The following is a 14,575-nucleotide window of genomic DNA, read 5'->3' on the forward strand; positions in this document are numbered from 1 at the left end:
GTTCATGACAAAGCTCCAATTCGGGGGTCGACGCACACCCACACCGAAGGGGGATCGGTCAGGCGCACGCAAGCACCGACAGGCGCTCAAACAAAAAGGGGGAAAAAGGTCCTCCGGCACGCGGGGCCGTATCGCCACTTCACGCCGCCGGGACCATGTCCAACGACCACCGGCCCACCAACATTCCCGGGCCACACCCACCCACCTAGCCTGCGGCAGGCGGTCTACCTCGGCCGTTCAGGGATATGTAACGACCACCGACCCGCCAACATTCCGGGCCACCCCACCTCGGGGGCGGTCGTCCACGGCCGTTCGCAAGTGTTCAACGCCCCCACCCCGACAGCGTACGACCCTGGTCCCAAACCGCCCATACATGGCGAAATCCCAAACCCGGGCAGGCCCCCCAAACCCCAGCCCTGAACGTTGATCATGAGGTTAGCGGCGCACTTTTGATCTCTAAAACTGCCGCTAACCTCATGATCAACGGGGCAAGTGGGGGCCGGAGGGCGCAAGGCGGAGCGGCCGGAGGTCAGGGGTCTCCGGCCGCTCCGATTTGACCATTCGTTACTGCTTGAGCATGTTGTCCAGAAGCAGCGCGCAGCGGATCACCCCGAGATGGCTGTACGCCTGCGGGTGGTTGCCCAGGCCGCGCTCGGCCAGCGGGTCGTACTGCTCGGGGAGCAGTCCGGTCGGGCCCGCCGTGTCGATCATCTGCATGAACAGTTCCTCGGCGTCGGTGCGCCGGCCGGTGCGCAGGTACGCCTCGATCAGCCACGCCGTGCAGATGTGGAAGCCGCCCTCGCGGCCGGGCAGGCCGTCGTCCCAGTGGTAGCGGTAGACGACCGGGCCGCTGCGCAGGTCCGCCTCGATTTTCAACACGGTGGAGAGGAAGCGGGGGTCGTCGCCGGCCAGCAGTCCGGAGATCCCGATCCACAGCGACGAGGCGTCCATGTCCTCGTCGCCGTACGCGACGCTGTACGCCTCGGCGTGCTCGTGCCAGCCGTACTCCAGCACGTTGGCACCGATCCGGTCGCGCAGTTCCACCCATTCCGGCCGGTCCTCGCCGCCGTGCTGGCGTACCACGTGCAGCGCCCGATCGACGGTCATCCAGCACATCACCTTGGAGAAGACGTGGTGCCGGGGTGGTAGGCGGGCCTCCCAGATGCCGTGATCCGGCTCGTGCCAGCGGCGGCGGACCGCCTCGACCATGTTCTCCAGCACCCGCCACTCCTCGGCGCGTACCGAGCCGCGTACGTCGGCGGTGGCGGCGATCAGGTCGGCGATCGGGCCGAAGACGTCGAGTTGGAGCTGGTGGTTGGCGAGGTTGCCGACGCGTACCGGGCGAGATCCGGCGTAGCCGGGCAGGGTGTCGATGACCGCCTCGGCACCCAGTTCGTAGCCGTCGACCGTGTAGAGGGGGTGCAGCCGCTCGGGGTGCCCGCCGGTGCGTTCCACGCAGCCGTCCACCCAGCGCAGGAATGCCTCGGCCTCGGTGATCGAGCCCAGGTCGACCAGGGCTCGGGCGGTCATCGCGGCATCACGCAGCCAGCAGTAGCGGTAGTCCCAGTTGCGGACTCCGCCCAGTTCCTCCGGCAGCGAGGTGGTCGCCGCCGCCAGGATCGAGCCGCTGGCCTCGTGGCAGAGGCCGCGCAGCGTCAGTGCGCTGCGGGCGACCAGGTCCCGGGCGGTGGTCGGCAGTCGCAGCGAGGCCACCCAGTCCTTCCAAGGGCGTTCGGCCGCTGCCTGCCGTTCGTGGATGGGCAGCCGGTGATGCTCCAGGCTGTGCGTACCGAAACGCAGCTCCAGCACCACCTGACCACCGAGCGCGGCGAGGTCCACCACCGCCTTCGCGGTCTCGTACCCGCCGTCGTTGCCGACCTCCCACTGCACGCCGGGGGAGTAGAGCGCGACCGGTTCGTTGGAGCCGAGCACCAGCAGGCCATCACCGAGCGGCTGGAGCTGTACGGCGACCTGGGCGAACTCCGGCCGGGGCGCGAACTCGAGGCGCACCCGACCGGTGCCGGTGAGTACCCGGACCAGGGTCGAGTCGCCAGAGATGATCGCCGGGCCGTCCGGCGTGGCCCTGGGGTCCGGCTTGTCCAGCCAGTCGGTGACGGTGAGACCGGACCAGCGGGTCTCCACGGTCATCGTGCCCGACCGGTAGCGCTGGCCCAGCGGAATGCCGCCCCGTTCGGGTGCGATGCTGAAGTGCCCGGCCGGACTGCCGCCGACCAGATCCGCGAAGATCGCCGCCGAGTCGGGTTTGGGATTGCACAGCCAGCTCACCTTGGCGTCCGGCGTGAGCAGCGCGACCGTTCGACCGTTGGCCAGCATCGAGTGTCGCTCGATCGGTACCGCCCGTTCACCGAACAGCCAGTGCCGTCGGGTCTCCAGCAGCAGCCCGAGCGCTCGGGCGGCCTCGATCGGCTCGGCCACCCGGTAACCGGCCTTGGTCTCACCGGGGCCGATCTTGATGCCGACGTCCGGACCGTGCAGGTTGCCGAAGGCGTTCTCGTCGGTCACGTCGTCACCGATGAAGAGCACCGCACTGGCCGAGAGCTGGGTGCGCAGCTGGTCGACGGCGGTGCCCTTGTGGGTGGCCACGACGGAGAGCTCGATGACTTCCTTGCCCTGGGTGACGGTTACGTCCGGCCAGGTCGCCGGGCCGCTGCGGACCGCGTCGATGGTGGCGGCGGCGACCTGGGGATCCACCCCACGGGTGTGCACGGCGACGCTTGCCGGCTTGCGTTCCAGGCGGACGCCGGGGTGGGCCGCGGCGATGTCCCGCAGGGCGTCGCGCAGCCGGGTGCGTACGGCGATCAGCTCGGGGGAGAGCCGCTCGACGAAGCCGATGTCGAATTCGGAGCCGTGGCTACCGACCAGGTGAACCTCGCTTGGCAGCCGGGAGAGGGCGGCCAGGTCGCGCAGCGCGCGGCCGGAGACGACCGCCACGGTGGTCTGCGGCAGCGCCGCCAGGGCCCGCACCGCGGCCACCGACTCCGGCAGCGGTACGGCTTTGCTGGGGTCCTCCACGATCGGTGCGAGCGTGCCGTCGTAGTCGCAGGCCACCAGGAGCTGGGGTACCCGGGCGATCCGCCCGATGGCGGCGCGCAGTTCCGGATCCATCGGGCCCGCGACGGGCGTGACGTTCTCGGTGGACGCCGCGTTCACGCTGCCTCCATGTCGGGCACACCGAGTTCGGTGAGGAAGGACTTCGCCCAGTGCCCCACGTCGTGGGTGCGCAGATGGCGTTGCATTGTCCGCATACGGCGACGAGCCTCCGGCTTCTCCACATGCACGGCCCGTAGCAGAGCGTCCTTGACCGCGTCAGGGTCGTGCGGGTTGCACAGGAACGCCTGACGCAGCTCGGTGGCGGCGCCGGCGAACTCACTGAGTACGAGTGCGCCCCCGTGGTCCGCCCTTGATGCGACGTACTCCTTGGCCACCAGGTTCATTCCGTCTCGCAGCGGAGTAACCATCATCACGTCGGCGGCGGCGTACATCGCAGCCAGTTCGGTCCGACTGTACGACTGATGCAGATAATGCACCGCCGGCACGCCAACCCGGCCGAATTCGCCATTAATCCGACCAACTTCGCGCTCGACCTTGACGCGAAGTGCCTGGTAGTGCTCCACGCGCTCGCGGCTCGGTGTGGCGACCTGCACCATAACCGCGTCGGGCACTGTCAACTTTCCGTCAGCTAGCAACTCGCGGAACGCCTTGAGGCGCAGTTCGATGCCCTTGGTGTAGTCGAGCCGGTCGACGCCGAGGATGATCGTCCGGGGGTTGCCCAGCTCCTCGCGGATCTCCTTGGCCCGCGCCTGGATGGCCGGGTCCGCCGCCAACCGCTCCATCTCCTTGGTGTCGATCGAGATGGGGAAGGCGCCGGCCTTGACCTGACGGCCGTCCACCTGAATCATCTGGCCCTCGTACCGCAGCCCCAGCAGGTGCCGGGCGAGCCGGACGAAGTTCTGCGCGGCGAGCCGCTGCTGGAAGCCGACCAGGTCGGCACCGAGCAGGCCGCGCAGGATCTCGGTGCGGAACGGCATCTGCATGAACAGCTCGATCGGCGGGAACGGGATGTGCAGGAAGAAGCCGATCCGCAGGTCGGGGCGCAGCTCCCGGAGCATCGCCGGCACCAGTTGGAGCTGGTAGTCCTGGACCCAGACCGTCGCCCCCTCGGCGGCGACCTCCGCCGCGGCCTCCGCGAACCGGGCGTTGACCAGGCGGTACGCCTCACGCCAGCGGCGCTTGTAGGCGGGCGTCTCGACGGCGTCGTGGTAGAGCGGCCAGATCGTCGCGTTGGACTGCCCCTCGTAGTAGCGCTCCAGCTCCTCCGCGCTCAGTGGCACCGGATGTAGCCGGATACCCTCCAGGTCGAACGGCTCGGGGGCCGCGCCGGTGCCGCCTGCCCAGCCGACCCAGGTGCCCTGGTGCTCGGCGAGAACGGGATGCAGTGCGGTGACCAGCCCGCCGGGGCTGCGTCGCCACTGCCGTCCCTCGGGTGTGCTCACCTCGTCGACCGGCAGTCGGTTTGCCACTACGACAAAGGAGCTACGGACGGTCACGATCGGCCACCTCCGGGTGCTGACGGGTCCACCGCGATGAGCGTACTGAGCGTAGCTGCGGCGTCTGTTCCCCTGTGCCGGACTCACCTACCCGCCCCGAACTCGGCGAACCCTGGACGTGATCATGTTGACAGGTGAGCCGCCCCGACCGGCCTTCGGGGCGGTGACCCGGCCCCCGGCGGACCCGGTCTGGCGGGGCGATGTGGGCGCGGCCCGGCGTACCTGTCAGGATTGACAACGGCGTGCGCGCGGCCGGCTCCCGGCCGACGGCGACGGACGGCGGCCCTGGCCCGCGCCCGTGGCACGCGAAATCGGCGATCGAAAGCGACGGAGGAGCCCGCACCGTGGCCCAGTTCATCTACGTCCTGGACAAGGCGCGTAAGGCGCACGGCGACAAGGTCGTGCTCGACAACGTGACGCTGAACTTCCTGCCGGGCGCCAAGATCGGGGTGGTCGGTCCGAATGGCGCCGGTAAGTCCAGCCTGCTCAAGATCATGGCGGGTTGGGATCAGCCGAGCAACGGCGAGGCCCGTCTGATGCCCGGCTTCACCGTGGGGATGCTCGCGCAGGAGCCGGCGCTCAACGACGCCAAGACCGTGCTCGGCAACGTCGAGGAGGCGGTCGCGGAGACGAAGGTCAAGCTGGAGCGGTTCAACAAGATCGCCGAGCAGATGGCCACCGACTACTCCGACGAGCTGATGGAGGAGATGGGCCGGCTCCAGGAGGAGCTGGACCACGCCGACGCGTGGGACATCGACTCCAAGCTCGAACTGGCCATGGACGCGCTGCGGTGCCCGCCGCCGGACGCCGACGTCACCCAGCTCTCCGGCGGTGAGCGCCGCCGGGTCGCCCTGTGCAAGCTGCTGCTGGAGGCCCCCGACCTGCTGCTGCTCGACGAGCCCACCAACCACCTGGACGCCGAGAGCGTGCAGTGGCTGGAGCAGCACCTGGCCAAGTACGCCGGCACCGTCGTCGCCATCACCCACGACCGCTACTTCCTGGACAACGTGGCCAACTGGATCCTGGAGCTGGACCGTGGCCGCGCCTACCCGTACGAGGGCAACTACTCCACCTACCTGGAGAAGAAGGCGGCCCGGCTGGCGGTCGAGGGGCGCCGCGACGCCAAGATGAAGAAGCGCCTGGCCGACGAACTGGACTGGGTGCGCTCCAACGCCAAGGCCCGGCAGACCAAGTCCAAGGCCCGCCTCGACCGGTACGACGAGATGGCCGCCGAGGCGGAGAAGACCCGCAAGCTGGACTTCGAGGAGATCCAGATCCCGCCGGGCCCGCGCCTGGGCAACACCGTCATCGAAGCGAACAGCCTGACCAAGGGCTTCGGCGAGCGGTTGCTGATCGAGAACCTCTCCTTCTCGCTGCCGCGTAACGGCATCGTCGGCATCATCGGCCCGAACGGCGTCGGCAAGACCACCCTGTTCAAGACCATCGTGGGGCTGGAGGAGCCGACCGGCGGCCGGGTCCGGGTCGGCGAGACCGTCTCGCTGTCCTACGTCGACCAGAACCGGCAGGGCCTGGACGGCGACAAGACCGTCTGGGAGGTCGTCTCCGACGGACTGGACCACCTCATGGTGGGCAAGGTCGAGATGCCCTCGCGGGCGTACATCGCGGCGTTCGGGTTCAAGGGCCCCGACCAGCAGAAGCCGACAAAGGTGCTCTCCGGCGGCGAGCGTAACCGGCTCAACCTGGCGTTGACGCTCAAGATCGGCGGCAACGTCATCCTGCTCGACGAGCCGACAAACGACCTGGACGTGGAGACCCTCTCCAGCCTGGAGAACGCGCTGCTGGAGTTCCCTGGCTGCGCCGTGGTGATCTCCCACGACCGGATGTTCCTGGACCGGGTCGCCACGCACATCCTGGCCTGGGAGGGCGACGACGAGGACCCGTCGAAGTGGTTCTGGTTCGAGGGCAACTTCGAGGCGTACGAGAAGAACAAGATCGACCGACTCGGCGCGGAGGCGGCCCGTCCGCACCGGGTGACGTACCGCAAGCTGACCCGCGACTGACCGGGCGGTCTGTCGTGGCTGACCGGTTCGTCTACCACTGCACCCTGCGCTGGTCCGACCTGGACGCGTACGGCCACGTCAACAACGCCCGCTTCCTCACCCTCTACGAGGAGGCCCGGGTGGCGTTGATGTTCGTCGGTGCCCGGGCGTACGGGGTGGACACCTTCGCCGAGGGCGTGGTGATCCGCCGGCACGAGGTCGACTACCTGCGGCCGGTGGACTACGCCCTCGACCGGGCCACCGTCGAGACCGCGCCCACCGTGCGGATCGAGCTGTGGGTGGAGCAGCTGCGGGCCGCGTCCTTCACCATCGGATACGAGATGTACGACGGCGAACTGCTCATCAGCCGGGCGCGTTCGGTGCTGGTGCCGTTCGACCTGGCCCGGCAGGTGCCCCGGCGGCTCAGCGAGCCGGAGCGGACGTTCCTGCTCGGCTACGCCCCGGCGGGTGCGTCGTGAGCGTCGGACACGGCCTCGTCGACGTCGCCGATGCGGGGGCGTTCCTGGCGCGCCTCGTCCGGTTGGAGAGCGCCGCCCTGGTCCGGCTGAGGCCGGCCGCTGTCGGCGCGCGTACCGCCCTCTGGGCGCGGCTGCCGTGGGAAGTGCTGGCCGTGCGTACGGTGGCCGGCGCGGGTCCCGGTGATGTGACCGTCGCCGCCGGGCAACTGCTAGCCGAACTCGCGGCCGGCCGCGCGGACCTGCCGGCCCGCCGCGACGCGGAGTGGCGGTGGGCCCTGCCTCCGGCGGTCAGCCGTCGGGTCGAGACGCTGCCGGGCGGGGAACTGCGCCGGCTGGCTGAGGCGGCGGCGGGCACCCTGCGCGAGGCGGCCGAGCACGGGGTCGGTGGCCGGACGGTGGGGCAGCGGGTGCTGCGCGACGCCCTGCTGGACCACGTGGCGGTGGTGGTCACCCCCGACGACGAGCCTGACCGTCCGGTGGAGGTGACTCAGCGGATGGTGCAGGGTCTGGTTCGCATGGGTTTCCTCGGCGTGTCCGAGGATTCGGCGGGTGGTGACGGCGTGCAGGTACGTGCGGCTGGCCGATGGGTCGGATTGGTGGGACCGTACGGAGCCATTTGGTCGCAGAAGGCCACCGATATTTTCGTACGGCCATCCGCGGCTCATGCGAAAGGATGACCGCTACTCATCCTTCCGGCTTGGTGGTGGCGTTGGGGGGGTGCTTCGTTCCGGCTGTCCGGGTACCGTCCATCCTCGGATCCACCCACTGTAGGCGACCGGATCCGCTGGGGAGTGAGGTGCGCGAGCGATGCCGTGGTGGTCATGGCGTCCAGGTCCCGCCAGTGGCGGTGACCCGGAAACTCGAAGCAGGATCATGGTGGAAGGTACCGTCCGGGTCGGCCCGCCGGCGCCCCGCCAACCGGGCGACGACTGCCCGGCTGCGGAGCGTCCGTTGATCGCCGACATGCCAGCCACCGTCGAACAGGTCACCCTGCGTCGGATCTGCGACGCGCTCGACCTGCTCGACGTGCGTTACCTGGCCGACGGCGACGGCAACCTGCTGGCCATGTGGGAACGGCACGCGGTGCTGGTGACCCTGGAGGGGCCGGAGGACGAGATCCTCGTGCTGCGGGCCCGACCACACGCGACGGTGCCGCCGGACTGGGCGGACCGGGCCTACCGGGTGGTCAACGAGTGGAACCACACCCGACGCTTCTGCAAGGCGTACGTGGGTGACCCCACCGAGCGCGGTCAGCTGCCGATCTACGCCGAATTGCAGGTCCCGCTCGCGGCCGGTGCCCACGACGCGCTCCTGGTCGAGCTGCTCGACTGCGGCGCCGCCGTGGCCACCAGCTTCGTCGACTGGCTGCACGACGAGGGCGCCCTGCTCTGAGCAGCGGTCATCCGCCCCGCCGGGAGTGGCGGGGCGGTGGAGGTCAGCCCTGGGCGGCCGGGTCCGCCATGTCGTTCACCATGAAGTACGCCGCCCGTTCGAGGTAGTTCCACAGTTCCGTGGCGAGTGCCGGGGGCAGGTCGAGGCTGTCGACCGCCCGGCGCATGTGACGCAGCCAGGCGTCGCGTTCGGCCGCGCCGATCCGGAACGGGGCGTGGCGCATCCGTAGTCGGGGATGGCCCCGCTGCGAAGAGTAGGTGTTCGGGCCGCCCCAGTACTGCATGAGGAAGAGCCGCATCCGGTCGGCGGCCGGGCCCAGGTCCTCCTCCGGATACATCGGGCGCAGCAGTGGATCGGCGGCGATGCCGGCGTAGAACTCCTCGACCAGCCTGCGGAACGTGGGCTCACCGCCGACGGCGTCGAAGAACGTGACCGCTTCGCCGTGGCCTTCGGACTCATCTGCGGAATTCACCGTTCCATCCTGCCAGGCCCGCCGGGGCGCTCGCCCGGTCGGCACGGGGTGAACGAGGGTGGCTCAGGTCACCGCGTGCCGCGGCCGCCCCGGACCCACGTGCCCGGGACCGGGATCCTCGGGAGAGGCGTCCTCCGACGATCCGCCGGGGGCGGTGGTCCCGCCGCTCGCGGCGGAGGCAGCTCGGGCGGCGTCGACGGAGGCGGCCACGGTCTGCTGGTCGGGCCAGCGCAGGGCGACGATCGACATCAGCACCACCCCGGCGACGCTCCATACGCCCACCACGAGCGGAATCGGGAACCGCTCGGCGAGCAACCCGGTCACCAGTACGGCCGCACCCTGGATGACCTGCATGCCGGTCGCCATGACACCGAACGCCCGAGCCCGGAAGCCATCCGGCAGGGCCTGGACGAAGAGCCCGTTGGCCGTCGGAATCATGCCGGCCACTGCGAATCCACAGACGGCGGCGAGCAGCGCCACCACCGCCGGCGGCGGGTCCAGCAACGCGGGCACCAGCGCCAGTGGTGCGGCCACGGCCAACGGCCGGAGCAGGAGCAGCCGGCGGGCCGGTGCGACGGTACGGCCGATGATCAGCCCGCCGAGGATGAAGCCCGCCGGGGTGGCTGCCATGATCATCGCCTGTGCCAGCCCCGGGTCCATGCTCTCGCCCGCGTGTTCGTTGGCCCAGGCGGCGGCCAGCCCCTCGGGCACGATGGAGAAGAGCATGGCGCTGAAGACCAGGACGGCGATTGCCCGCAGCACCGGCGTCCTGAAGACCATCTGAATGCCCGCGGCGGTCTCCCGGAGCAGGTGACTGCGGTGGGCGGTGCTCATCGCCGGTGGCCGGTCGTGCACTCCGAGTCGGACGAGCACCGCCGACAGCGCGAAGGCAGCCGCGTTCATCAGCAGCGCGGCGGTGGGGTTGACCGTTGCGATGGCGGCGCCGAGCAGGTAGCCGACCACCTGGGCGGCCTGCCCCACGCTGGCGTTGACGGACAGCCCGACGACGAGTCGGTCCCCGGGCAGGATCAGCGGCAGCAGCGCCGAGCGGGCAGCCTGACTCGGTGGATTCGCCAGCGTGGTGGCGAACAGGAGCACCAGGATCACCGGCACCGGCATCCCGGGAATGGCGACGAGCAGCATCAGCGCCACCCGGACGAGGTCGCAGACCACCATCACCTGTCGGTACCGGTGCCGCTCGGCGATCGTGGCCAGCAGTGGGCCGCCGACCAGCCAGGGCAGATAGCTGACCGCGAAGGCGGCGGCCGACAGCGCCACGGACTCGGTTTCCCGGTAGACCAGGAGGGTGACGGCCGCCCTGGCGACGTAGTCACCGATCCAGGTCAGCGTGCTGGCCGCGAAAACGGCGCGGTACTCACGCTGGGCGAAAACCTCCCGGAAGGTGGCCGGCCCTTCCGGAGAAGGTCGCTCGTCGGACACCATCGCCTCCATCGTCCCGGTGTCTGGCCACTCGTGATGGCGGCCCGGGACCATCGTCAGGTCTGCGGATCAGCGAGGACGTGACACCGCTCGGTAAGCGCGTGCACCGGATTCTGCCCGATCGTCTGACAACTGGCTAGGGCGAACGGCTGGTTGGTCGCATCTCCGACTGAACGAACGGACGATACCCGAGGGGGCCGCTCAGCCGCGACCCCCGCCGGTCGGCTCAGGTGGCGCCACCTTGACCGGTCTCGGAGGCAGATCGAGTAGGTATGCCGGGGTAGAGGCGGCCCGCCGCGATCCTCGCCGTGATACCCGAGTTCTCCAACGCCTCGGCCAGCCTGCGACGCAACTCCCGCGCCACGCTGAACTGACCGTCGGCGGTGGTCTTCACCACCGTGCGGATCACCGTGCCCTCCACTGTGACCTGCTCGACGCCGAGCACCTCCGGCGGTTCGACGATCGACTGGGTCAGCTCCGGGTCCACCGCGATCGAGGCGGCGGCGGTCCGCAGCACGGCCGTCGCCTCCTCGGTGCCGGCGAAACCGATCGGCAGGTCGACCACCACCAACGCCCACCCCTGGCTCTTGTTGCCCACCCGGATGATCTCGCCGTTGCGGATGTACCAGAGCACCCCCCGTGCGTCCCGGACGGTGGTGACCCGGAGTCCGACCGCCTCGACCACGCCGGTCGCCTCGCCGAGGTCGACGTTGTCGCCCACTCCGTACTGATCCTCGATCAGCATGAACAGCCCCGCGATCAGGTCCTTGACCAGGCTCTGCGCGCCGAAGCCGAGCGCCACGCCGGCGATGCCCGCGCTGGCCAGCAGCGGTGCCAGATCGAAGCTGAACTCCTTGAGCAGCATCAGCAGGGCGATGCCGAAGATGAACGCGGTGCTCAGGCTCCGTAGCACCGAGCCGATCGCCTCGGCCCGCTGCCGGCGACGCTCCGGGACGAACTCGCCGGACTCGGTGGCGGCGGTCGGGATGCGCTCGCGCAGCGGGCGGAGCATGGTCGGCACACCGGCGTCGCTGGTGGTGCGGACGAGCCGGCGGATCGTGCGGTGCACCAGCCATCGGGCGGCCAACGCCAGCAGCAGGATCACGATGATCCGTAGCGGCTTGACGAGGATCCAGAAGCTGCCCTCGGCGAACCACACCGAGTCGGTCCAGTTCCAGACGATCTTGCACAGGGCCTCGTCCAGGCACTCCGGGCTGGGTGTCTCGACCGGCTCCGGACTGGATGGGGCGGGGGTGGGGCTGAGGCTGCTGACGGTCACCCTGTTTTCGTACCGCAACCGACCGGCGGGTCCGCCGTCGACCCACCGGTCGGTGCCGCCCGGTCCGGCGAGCGCGGCCGGGGGAAAGCGCCGGGGGTAGCCAGGATTAGTACGTGCATTCGCGGGTCCGATCAGGGACGATTGGCGCAGCGGACGTCGGTGATCCGGCCGGCGTCGACGTGGTGTGGGGCTGTGCCCGACGCCGGTCGGCGGTGGCGAGTGGTAAGCCGCTTGACCGGGAGGGTGACGCGATGCCTGACATACGACCCACGGTGGGCTCCGGCGCGCTGGTTCTCAACGCCACCTACGAGCCGCTGTGTGTCGTGTCGGTACGTCGTGCCGCGATTCTCGTACTTTCCGCCAAAGCGATCTGTGTCGCCGACGGTGAGGGCATTCTGCACAGTGCCCGCAGCGCGCTGCCGGTGCCGTCGGTCGTCCGGCTCACCCGTTTCGTCCGGGTGCCGTACCGCACCCACGTGGGCCTGTCCCGCCGGGCGATCTTCGCCCGGGACGGCTGGCGCTGCGCCTACTGCCGGGGCCCGGCGGAGACCATCGACCACGTCTTTCCCCGCAGCCGGGGCGGCCGGCACGCCTGGGAGAACGTGGTCGCCGCCTGCGCCAGGTGCAACCACACCAAGGGCGACAAGACCCCGGCCGAGCTGGGCTGGCGACTGCACGCGTTGCCGACCGCCCCGAAGGGGATCGCCTGGCGGGTGCTCGGCCACCGCGCCCCCGACCCACGCTGGGCCAACTGGTTGGATCTCCGCGAACCCGAAGCCGCCTGACCGAGTCCCCGGCCGCCTACCCTCCCAGATCTCCACCCGCCCGTGCAGATCCCCGTCGGCCTGCGCGGACGACACCCGTGCCTTTCCGCACGGGGAGTGCGCCGAACAGGTTTTCGGGGGAGCCCTAACGAGCCTCGACAAGCGAAGCGAACACCACCACGTTGTCCGCGTACCCCGTCTCCCCACCGACCCACCGCCCGCCGCAGGTGATCAGCCGCAGCTGGGGACGGCTGAAGTCACCGAAGACGTCGTCGCTGGGCAGCTGTTCCTTGTCGAACCGGTCGACCCGGTCGACCTCGAAGACCGCCACCGAGCCGTCCGAGCGGGCGACCTCGACCCGGTCGCCGGCCCGCAACTGCGGCAGCTGATGGAAGACGGCCGGGCCGGTGGTGGTGTCGACGTGCCCCACGATGACGGCCGGGCCGTACTGGCCGGGGGTGGGCCCCTGGTCGTACCAGCCGGCCTCCTGGGCCCGCTCGGCCGGCGGTGCGGCGATGCTGCCGTCGGGTGCGATGCCCACGTTGTGCACCGGTGCCGCCAGGTCGATCTTGTTGATCTCGATGCCGACCGGCTCGCTCGCCGCCAGCAGCGGGAACTTCTTGGGTGGCTGCGCGAGTCCGGCGATGAAGCGGTCCGGCAGCAGGCTCAGCCCGGTCAGTCGCTCGACGCCGAGCATCGCGACGATCAGCAGCATCAGCGAGCCGATCACCAGTACCGGCAGCCCCGGGCCGGAGTGACCGGAGCGTCTGGTCCCCACCGCCCAGGCGCGAGGCCGCCGGGGCGGCAGCGGCGCCGCCGCGGGATCGGGCGTGGCGACGCTGGCTGAACCCATCTGCGCGGCGACCCGGACCAGCCGGCCGGTCGCCGCGACCAATCGCCGCCAGGCACGCTGGCTCCGACGGGTGGTGGTCCGGCGTGGACCGGGGCCCGGTTCCGGCGTGGGTACGCGGAAGCCGGCCATGGCGACGGTGGGTCAGGAACCGGCCCGGCGCCGGCTGCTCAGCAGTCCGAAGACCACCGCCGCGGTCACCGTGGCGACGCCGCCCAGCAGCAGCATCGAGCCGGTGCCCCGGTCGGCGGTACCGCCGCCACCGGTCGCCGGCCCCTTGGTGGGCTGTTCCATGTTCAGCACGGTCAGCGTGGTGCTGGCGGTCCGGTCGTTGTCGCAGCGCAGGTGCACCGGGTAGTCGCCGGCCGCCTTGTTGCTGGGCACGGTGGCCGAACCGGTGAGGAAGCCGTTGTCCGGCCGGAGGAAGACCCGGTTGAACGCGTCCGAGGTCACCTCGGCCTGGCGGTCGTTGGCGTTGTCGCAGCTGGCCCGGATGCTCACCCGGGAGCCGGCCTGGACGCTGTTCGGCGTCACCTCGACGAAGGTGTTCTCACCCGCTCTGACGGGTGCCGCACCGGGCAGGACCAGCAGCCCGATCAGGGCGAACGCCGCGATCAGGACGAACGCCCCGAACAGTCGGGCGATGGTCGACGGGGCGTGGTGGACGCCTCCGTACGGTTGCAGACCTCGCATGATCCCCTCCCTCCCGGCACCGGCGTACCGGTCCTGTTGGGGCGACCCGGCTGGCTTTCCCCCTGCACCGGCGGCTAACCCGGCTCCCGGCGACGGGGACGAACGTCAGGAAGGAGCCTTCCCTCTACCGGAGGCGTTGACCGGGGGTTCTTCCTTCGAGGTGACGGGCTGCCAGGCGAGCGGGGTGGAGAGCACCATCGTGCTCGACGGTTGGCCGTAGGGGGCGAGGCGGTCGATGACCGCCTCGAAGTCTCCGATCGAACCGGCCGCGACCTTCAGCACGCTGCACGCGTCGCCGGTGATCCGGTGGATCTCCAGGATTTCCGGCCACCGCGCGACGTCGGGGTCGTGCAGGATGCAGCGGGCGCCGTAACAGGACATCCGGATCAGCGCGACCACGGTGCGACCGGCCCGGGCCAGGTCGACGTGGGCGTGGTACCCGCTGATCACGCCGGTCTCCTCCAACCGGCGTACCCGCTCGGCGACCGCGGGTGGGGACAGGTGCACCCGCCGGGACAGCTCGCTGAAGGACAACCGTGCGTCGGCCTGCAACTCGCGGAGCAGGGCCCAGTCCATCTCGTCCATGCACGTGACCTTACGTGCGACAGGTCGAACCCGGCGAGCGGCTTTCGTTCCGC

At 70.3% G+C, this 14,575-nt stretch carries 13 protein-coding genes; 5 read left to right on the forward strand and 8 right to left on the reverse strand.

Annotation, left to right across the window (positions count from 1 at the left end):
- Nucleotides 1-564: 564 nt before the first annotated feature.
- Both otsB and ACFY2A_RS28250 read right to left on the reverse strand, forming a co-directional pair.
- Nucleotides 565-3,126 (reverse strand): trehalose-phosphatase, encoded by a 2,562-nt coding sequence (otsB, locus tag ACFY2A_RS28245; RefSeq protein WP_363925490.1) that lies wholly within the window; start codon nucleotides 3,124-3,126, stop codon nucleotides 565-567.
- Nucleotides 3,127-3,167: 41 nt separating this feature from the next.
- A complete protein-coding gene (locus ACFY2A_RS28250; protein ID WP_119579773.1) occupies nucleotides 3,168-4,568 on the reverse strand; it encodes a trehalose-6-phosphate synthase in 1,401 nt (466 codons plus the stop codon).
- A gap of 344 nt (nucleotides 4,569-4,912) precedes the next feature.
- On the opposite strand from ACFY2A_RS28250, the gene ettA reads away from it, so the two are divergent.
- From ettA to ACFY2A_RS28270, 4 genes are all read left to right on the forward strand, one after another.
- Nucleotides 4,913-6,589, forward strand: a complete 1,677-nt coding sequence (gene ettA, locus ACFY2A_RS28255) for an energy-dependent translational throttle protein EttA (RefSeq protein WP_363925484.1) — start codon at nucleotides 4,913-4,915, stop codon at nucleotides 6,587-6,589.
- 14 nt (nucleotides 6,590-6,603) lie between these two features.
- Entirely contained in the window at nucleotides 6,604-7,047 is a 444-nt protein-coding gene (locus ACFY2A_RS28260; RefSeq protein ID WP_363925483.1) for a thioesterase family protein, read from the forward strand.
- On the forward strand, nucleotides 7,044-7,724 hold the full coding sequence (locus ACFY2A_RS28265; RefSeq protein ID WP_363925482.1) for a hypothetical protein: 681 nt from the start codon (nucleotides 7,044-7,046) through the stop codon (nucleotides 7,722-7,724). The genes ACFY2A_RS28260 and ACFY2A_RS28265 overlap by 4 nt, the downstream gene beginning before the upstream one ends.
- A 130-nt stretch (nucleotides 7,725-7,854) precedes the next feature.
- The gene (locus ACFY2A_RS28270) at nucleotides 7,855-8,439 is read left to right on the forward strand and encodes a YbjN domain-containing protein (protein ID WP_164447459.1); all 585 of its coding nucleotides are present in this window, start codon (nucleotides 7,855-7,857) and stop codon (nucleotides 8,437-8,439) included.
- Between the two features lie 43 nt (nucleotides 8,440-8,482).
- Here the strand turns inward: ACFY2A_RS28270 and ACFY2A_RS28275 are convergent, their stop codons facing one another.
- From ACFY2A_RS28275 to ACFY2A_RS28285, 3 genes are all read right to left on the reverse strand, one after another.
- Nucleotides 8,483-8,911, reverse strand: a complete 429-nt coding sequence (locus ACFY2A_RS28275) for a globin (protein WP_387176071.1) — start codon at nucleotides 8,909-8,911, stop codon at nucleotides 8,483-8,485.
- Nucleotides 8,912-8,974: 63 nt separating this feature from the next.
- Entirely contained in the window at nucleotides 8,975-10,354 is a 1,380-nt protein-coding gene (locus tag ACFY2A_RS28280; RefSeq protein WP_363925479.1) for an MFS transporter, read from the reverse strand.
- Nucleotides 10,355-10,577: 223 nt separating this feature from the next.
- Complete coding sequence (locus ACFY2A_RS28285) at nucleotides 10,578-11,630, reverse strand: mechanosensitive ion channel family protein (RefSeq protein WP_387176073.1); 1,053 nt, start codon at nucleotides 11,628-11,630, stop codon at nucleotides 10,578-10,580.
- Nucleotides 11,631-11,881: 251 nt separating this feature from the next.
- Between ACFY2A_RS28285 and ACFY2A_RS28290 the strand changes: the two genes are divergently transcribed.
- Nucleotides 11,882-12,415 (forward strand): HNH endonuclease, encoded by a 534-nt coding sequence (locus tag ACFY2A_RS28290; protein ID WP_387176076.1) that lies wholly within the window; start codon nucleotides 11,882-11,884, stop codon nucleotides 12,413-12,415.
- 124 nt (nucleotides 12,416-12,539) lie between these two features.
- Here the strand turns inward: ACFY2A_RS28290 and ACFY2A_RS28295 are convergent, their stop codons facing one another.
- The 3 genes from ACFY2A_RS28295 to ACFY2A_RS28305 all read right to left on the reverse strand — a co-directional run bounded on the left by ACFY2A_RS28295 (nucleotide 12,540) and on the right by ACFY2A_RS28305 (nucleotide 14,522).
- Nucleotides 12,540-13,376 carry a class F sortase gene (locus tag ACFY2A_RS28295; RefSeq protein WP_387176079.1) on the reverse strand — a complete coding sequence of 279 codons (837 nt, stop codon included), beginning with the start codon at nucleotides 13,374-13,376 and terminating at the stop codon, nucleotides 12,540-12,542.
- 12 nt (nucleotides 13,377-13,388) lie between these two features.
- Nucleotides 13,389-13,937 (reverse strand): hypothetical protein, encoded by a 549-nt coding sequence (locus ACFY2A_RS28300; protein ID WP_387176082.1) that lies wholly within the window; start codon nucleotides 13,935-13,937, stop codon nucleotides 13,389-13,391.
- A gap of 105 nt (nucleotides 13,938-14,042) precedes the next feature.
- Entirely contained in the window at nucleotides 14,043-14,522 is a 480-nt protein-coding gene (locus tag ACFY2A_RS28305; RefSeq protein WP_363925474.1) for an Lrp/AsnC family transcriptional regulator, read from the reverse strand.
- Nucleotides 14,523-14,575 lie beyond the last annotated feature (53 nt).

This window comes from Micromonospora sp. NPDC000442 (assembly GCF_042898635.1).
Classification (GTDB): domain Bacteria; phylum Actinomycetota; class Actinomycetes; order Mycobacteriales; family Micromonosporaceae; genus Micromonospora.

What these genes read in the sequence shown, in the direction of transcription:
- otsB (WP_363925490.1), bottom strand. Translation starts at nt 3,126, where the DNA reads ATGGATCCGGAACTGCGCGCCGCCATCGGGCGGATCGCCCGGGTACCC.
- ACFY2A_RS28270 (WP_164447459.1), top strand. Translation starts at nt 7,855, where the DNA reads ATGCCGTGGTGGTCATGGCGTCCAGGTCCCGCCAGTGGCGGTGACCCG.
- ACFY2A_RS28280 (WP_363925479.1), bottom strand. Translation starts at nt 10,354, where the DNA reads ATGGTGTCCGACGAGCGACCTTCTCCGGAAGGGCCGGCCACCTTCCGG.
- ACFY2A_RS28290 (WP_387176076.1), top strand. Translation starts at nt 11,882, where the DNA reads ATGCCTGACATACGACCCACGGTGGGCTCCGGCGCGCTGGTTCTCAAC.
- ACFY2A_RS28295 (WP_387176079.1), bottom strand. Translation starts at nt 13,376, where the DNA reads ATGGCCGGCTTCCGCGTACCCACGCCGGAACCGGGCCCCGGTCCACGC.
- ACFY2A_RS28300 (WP_387176082.1), bottom strand. Translation starts at nt 13,937, where the DNA reads ATGCGAGGTCTGCAACCGTACGGAGGCGTCCACCACGCCCCGTCGACC.
- ACFY2A_RS28305 (WP_363925474.1), bottom strand. Translation starts at nt 14,522, where the DNA reads ATGGACGAGATGGACTGGGCCCTGCTCCGCGAGTTGCAGGCCGACGCA.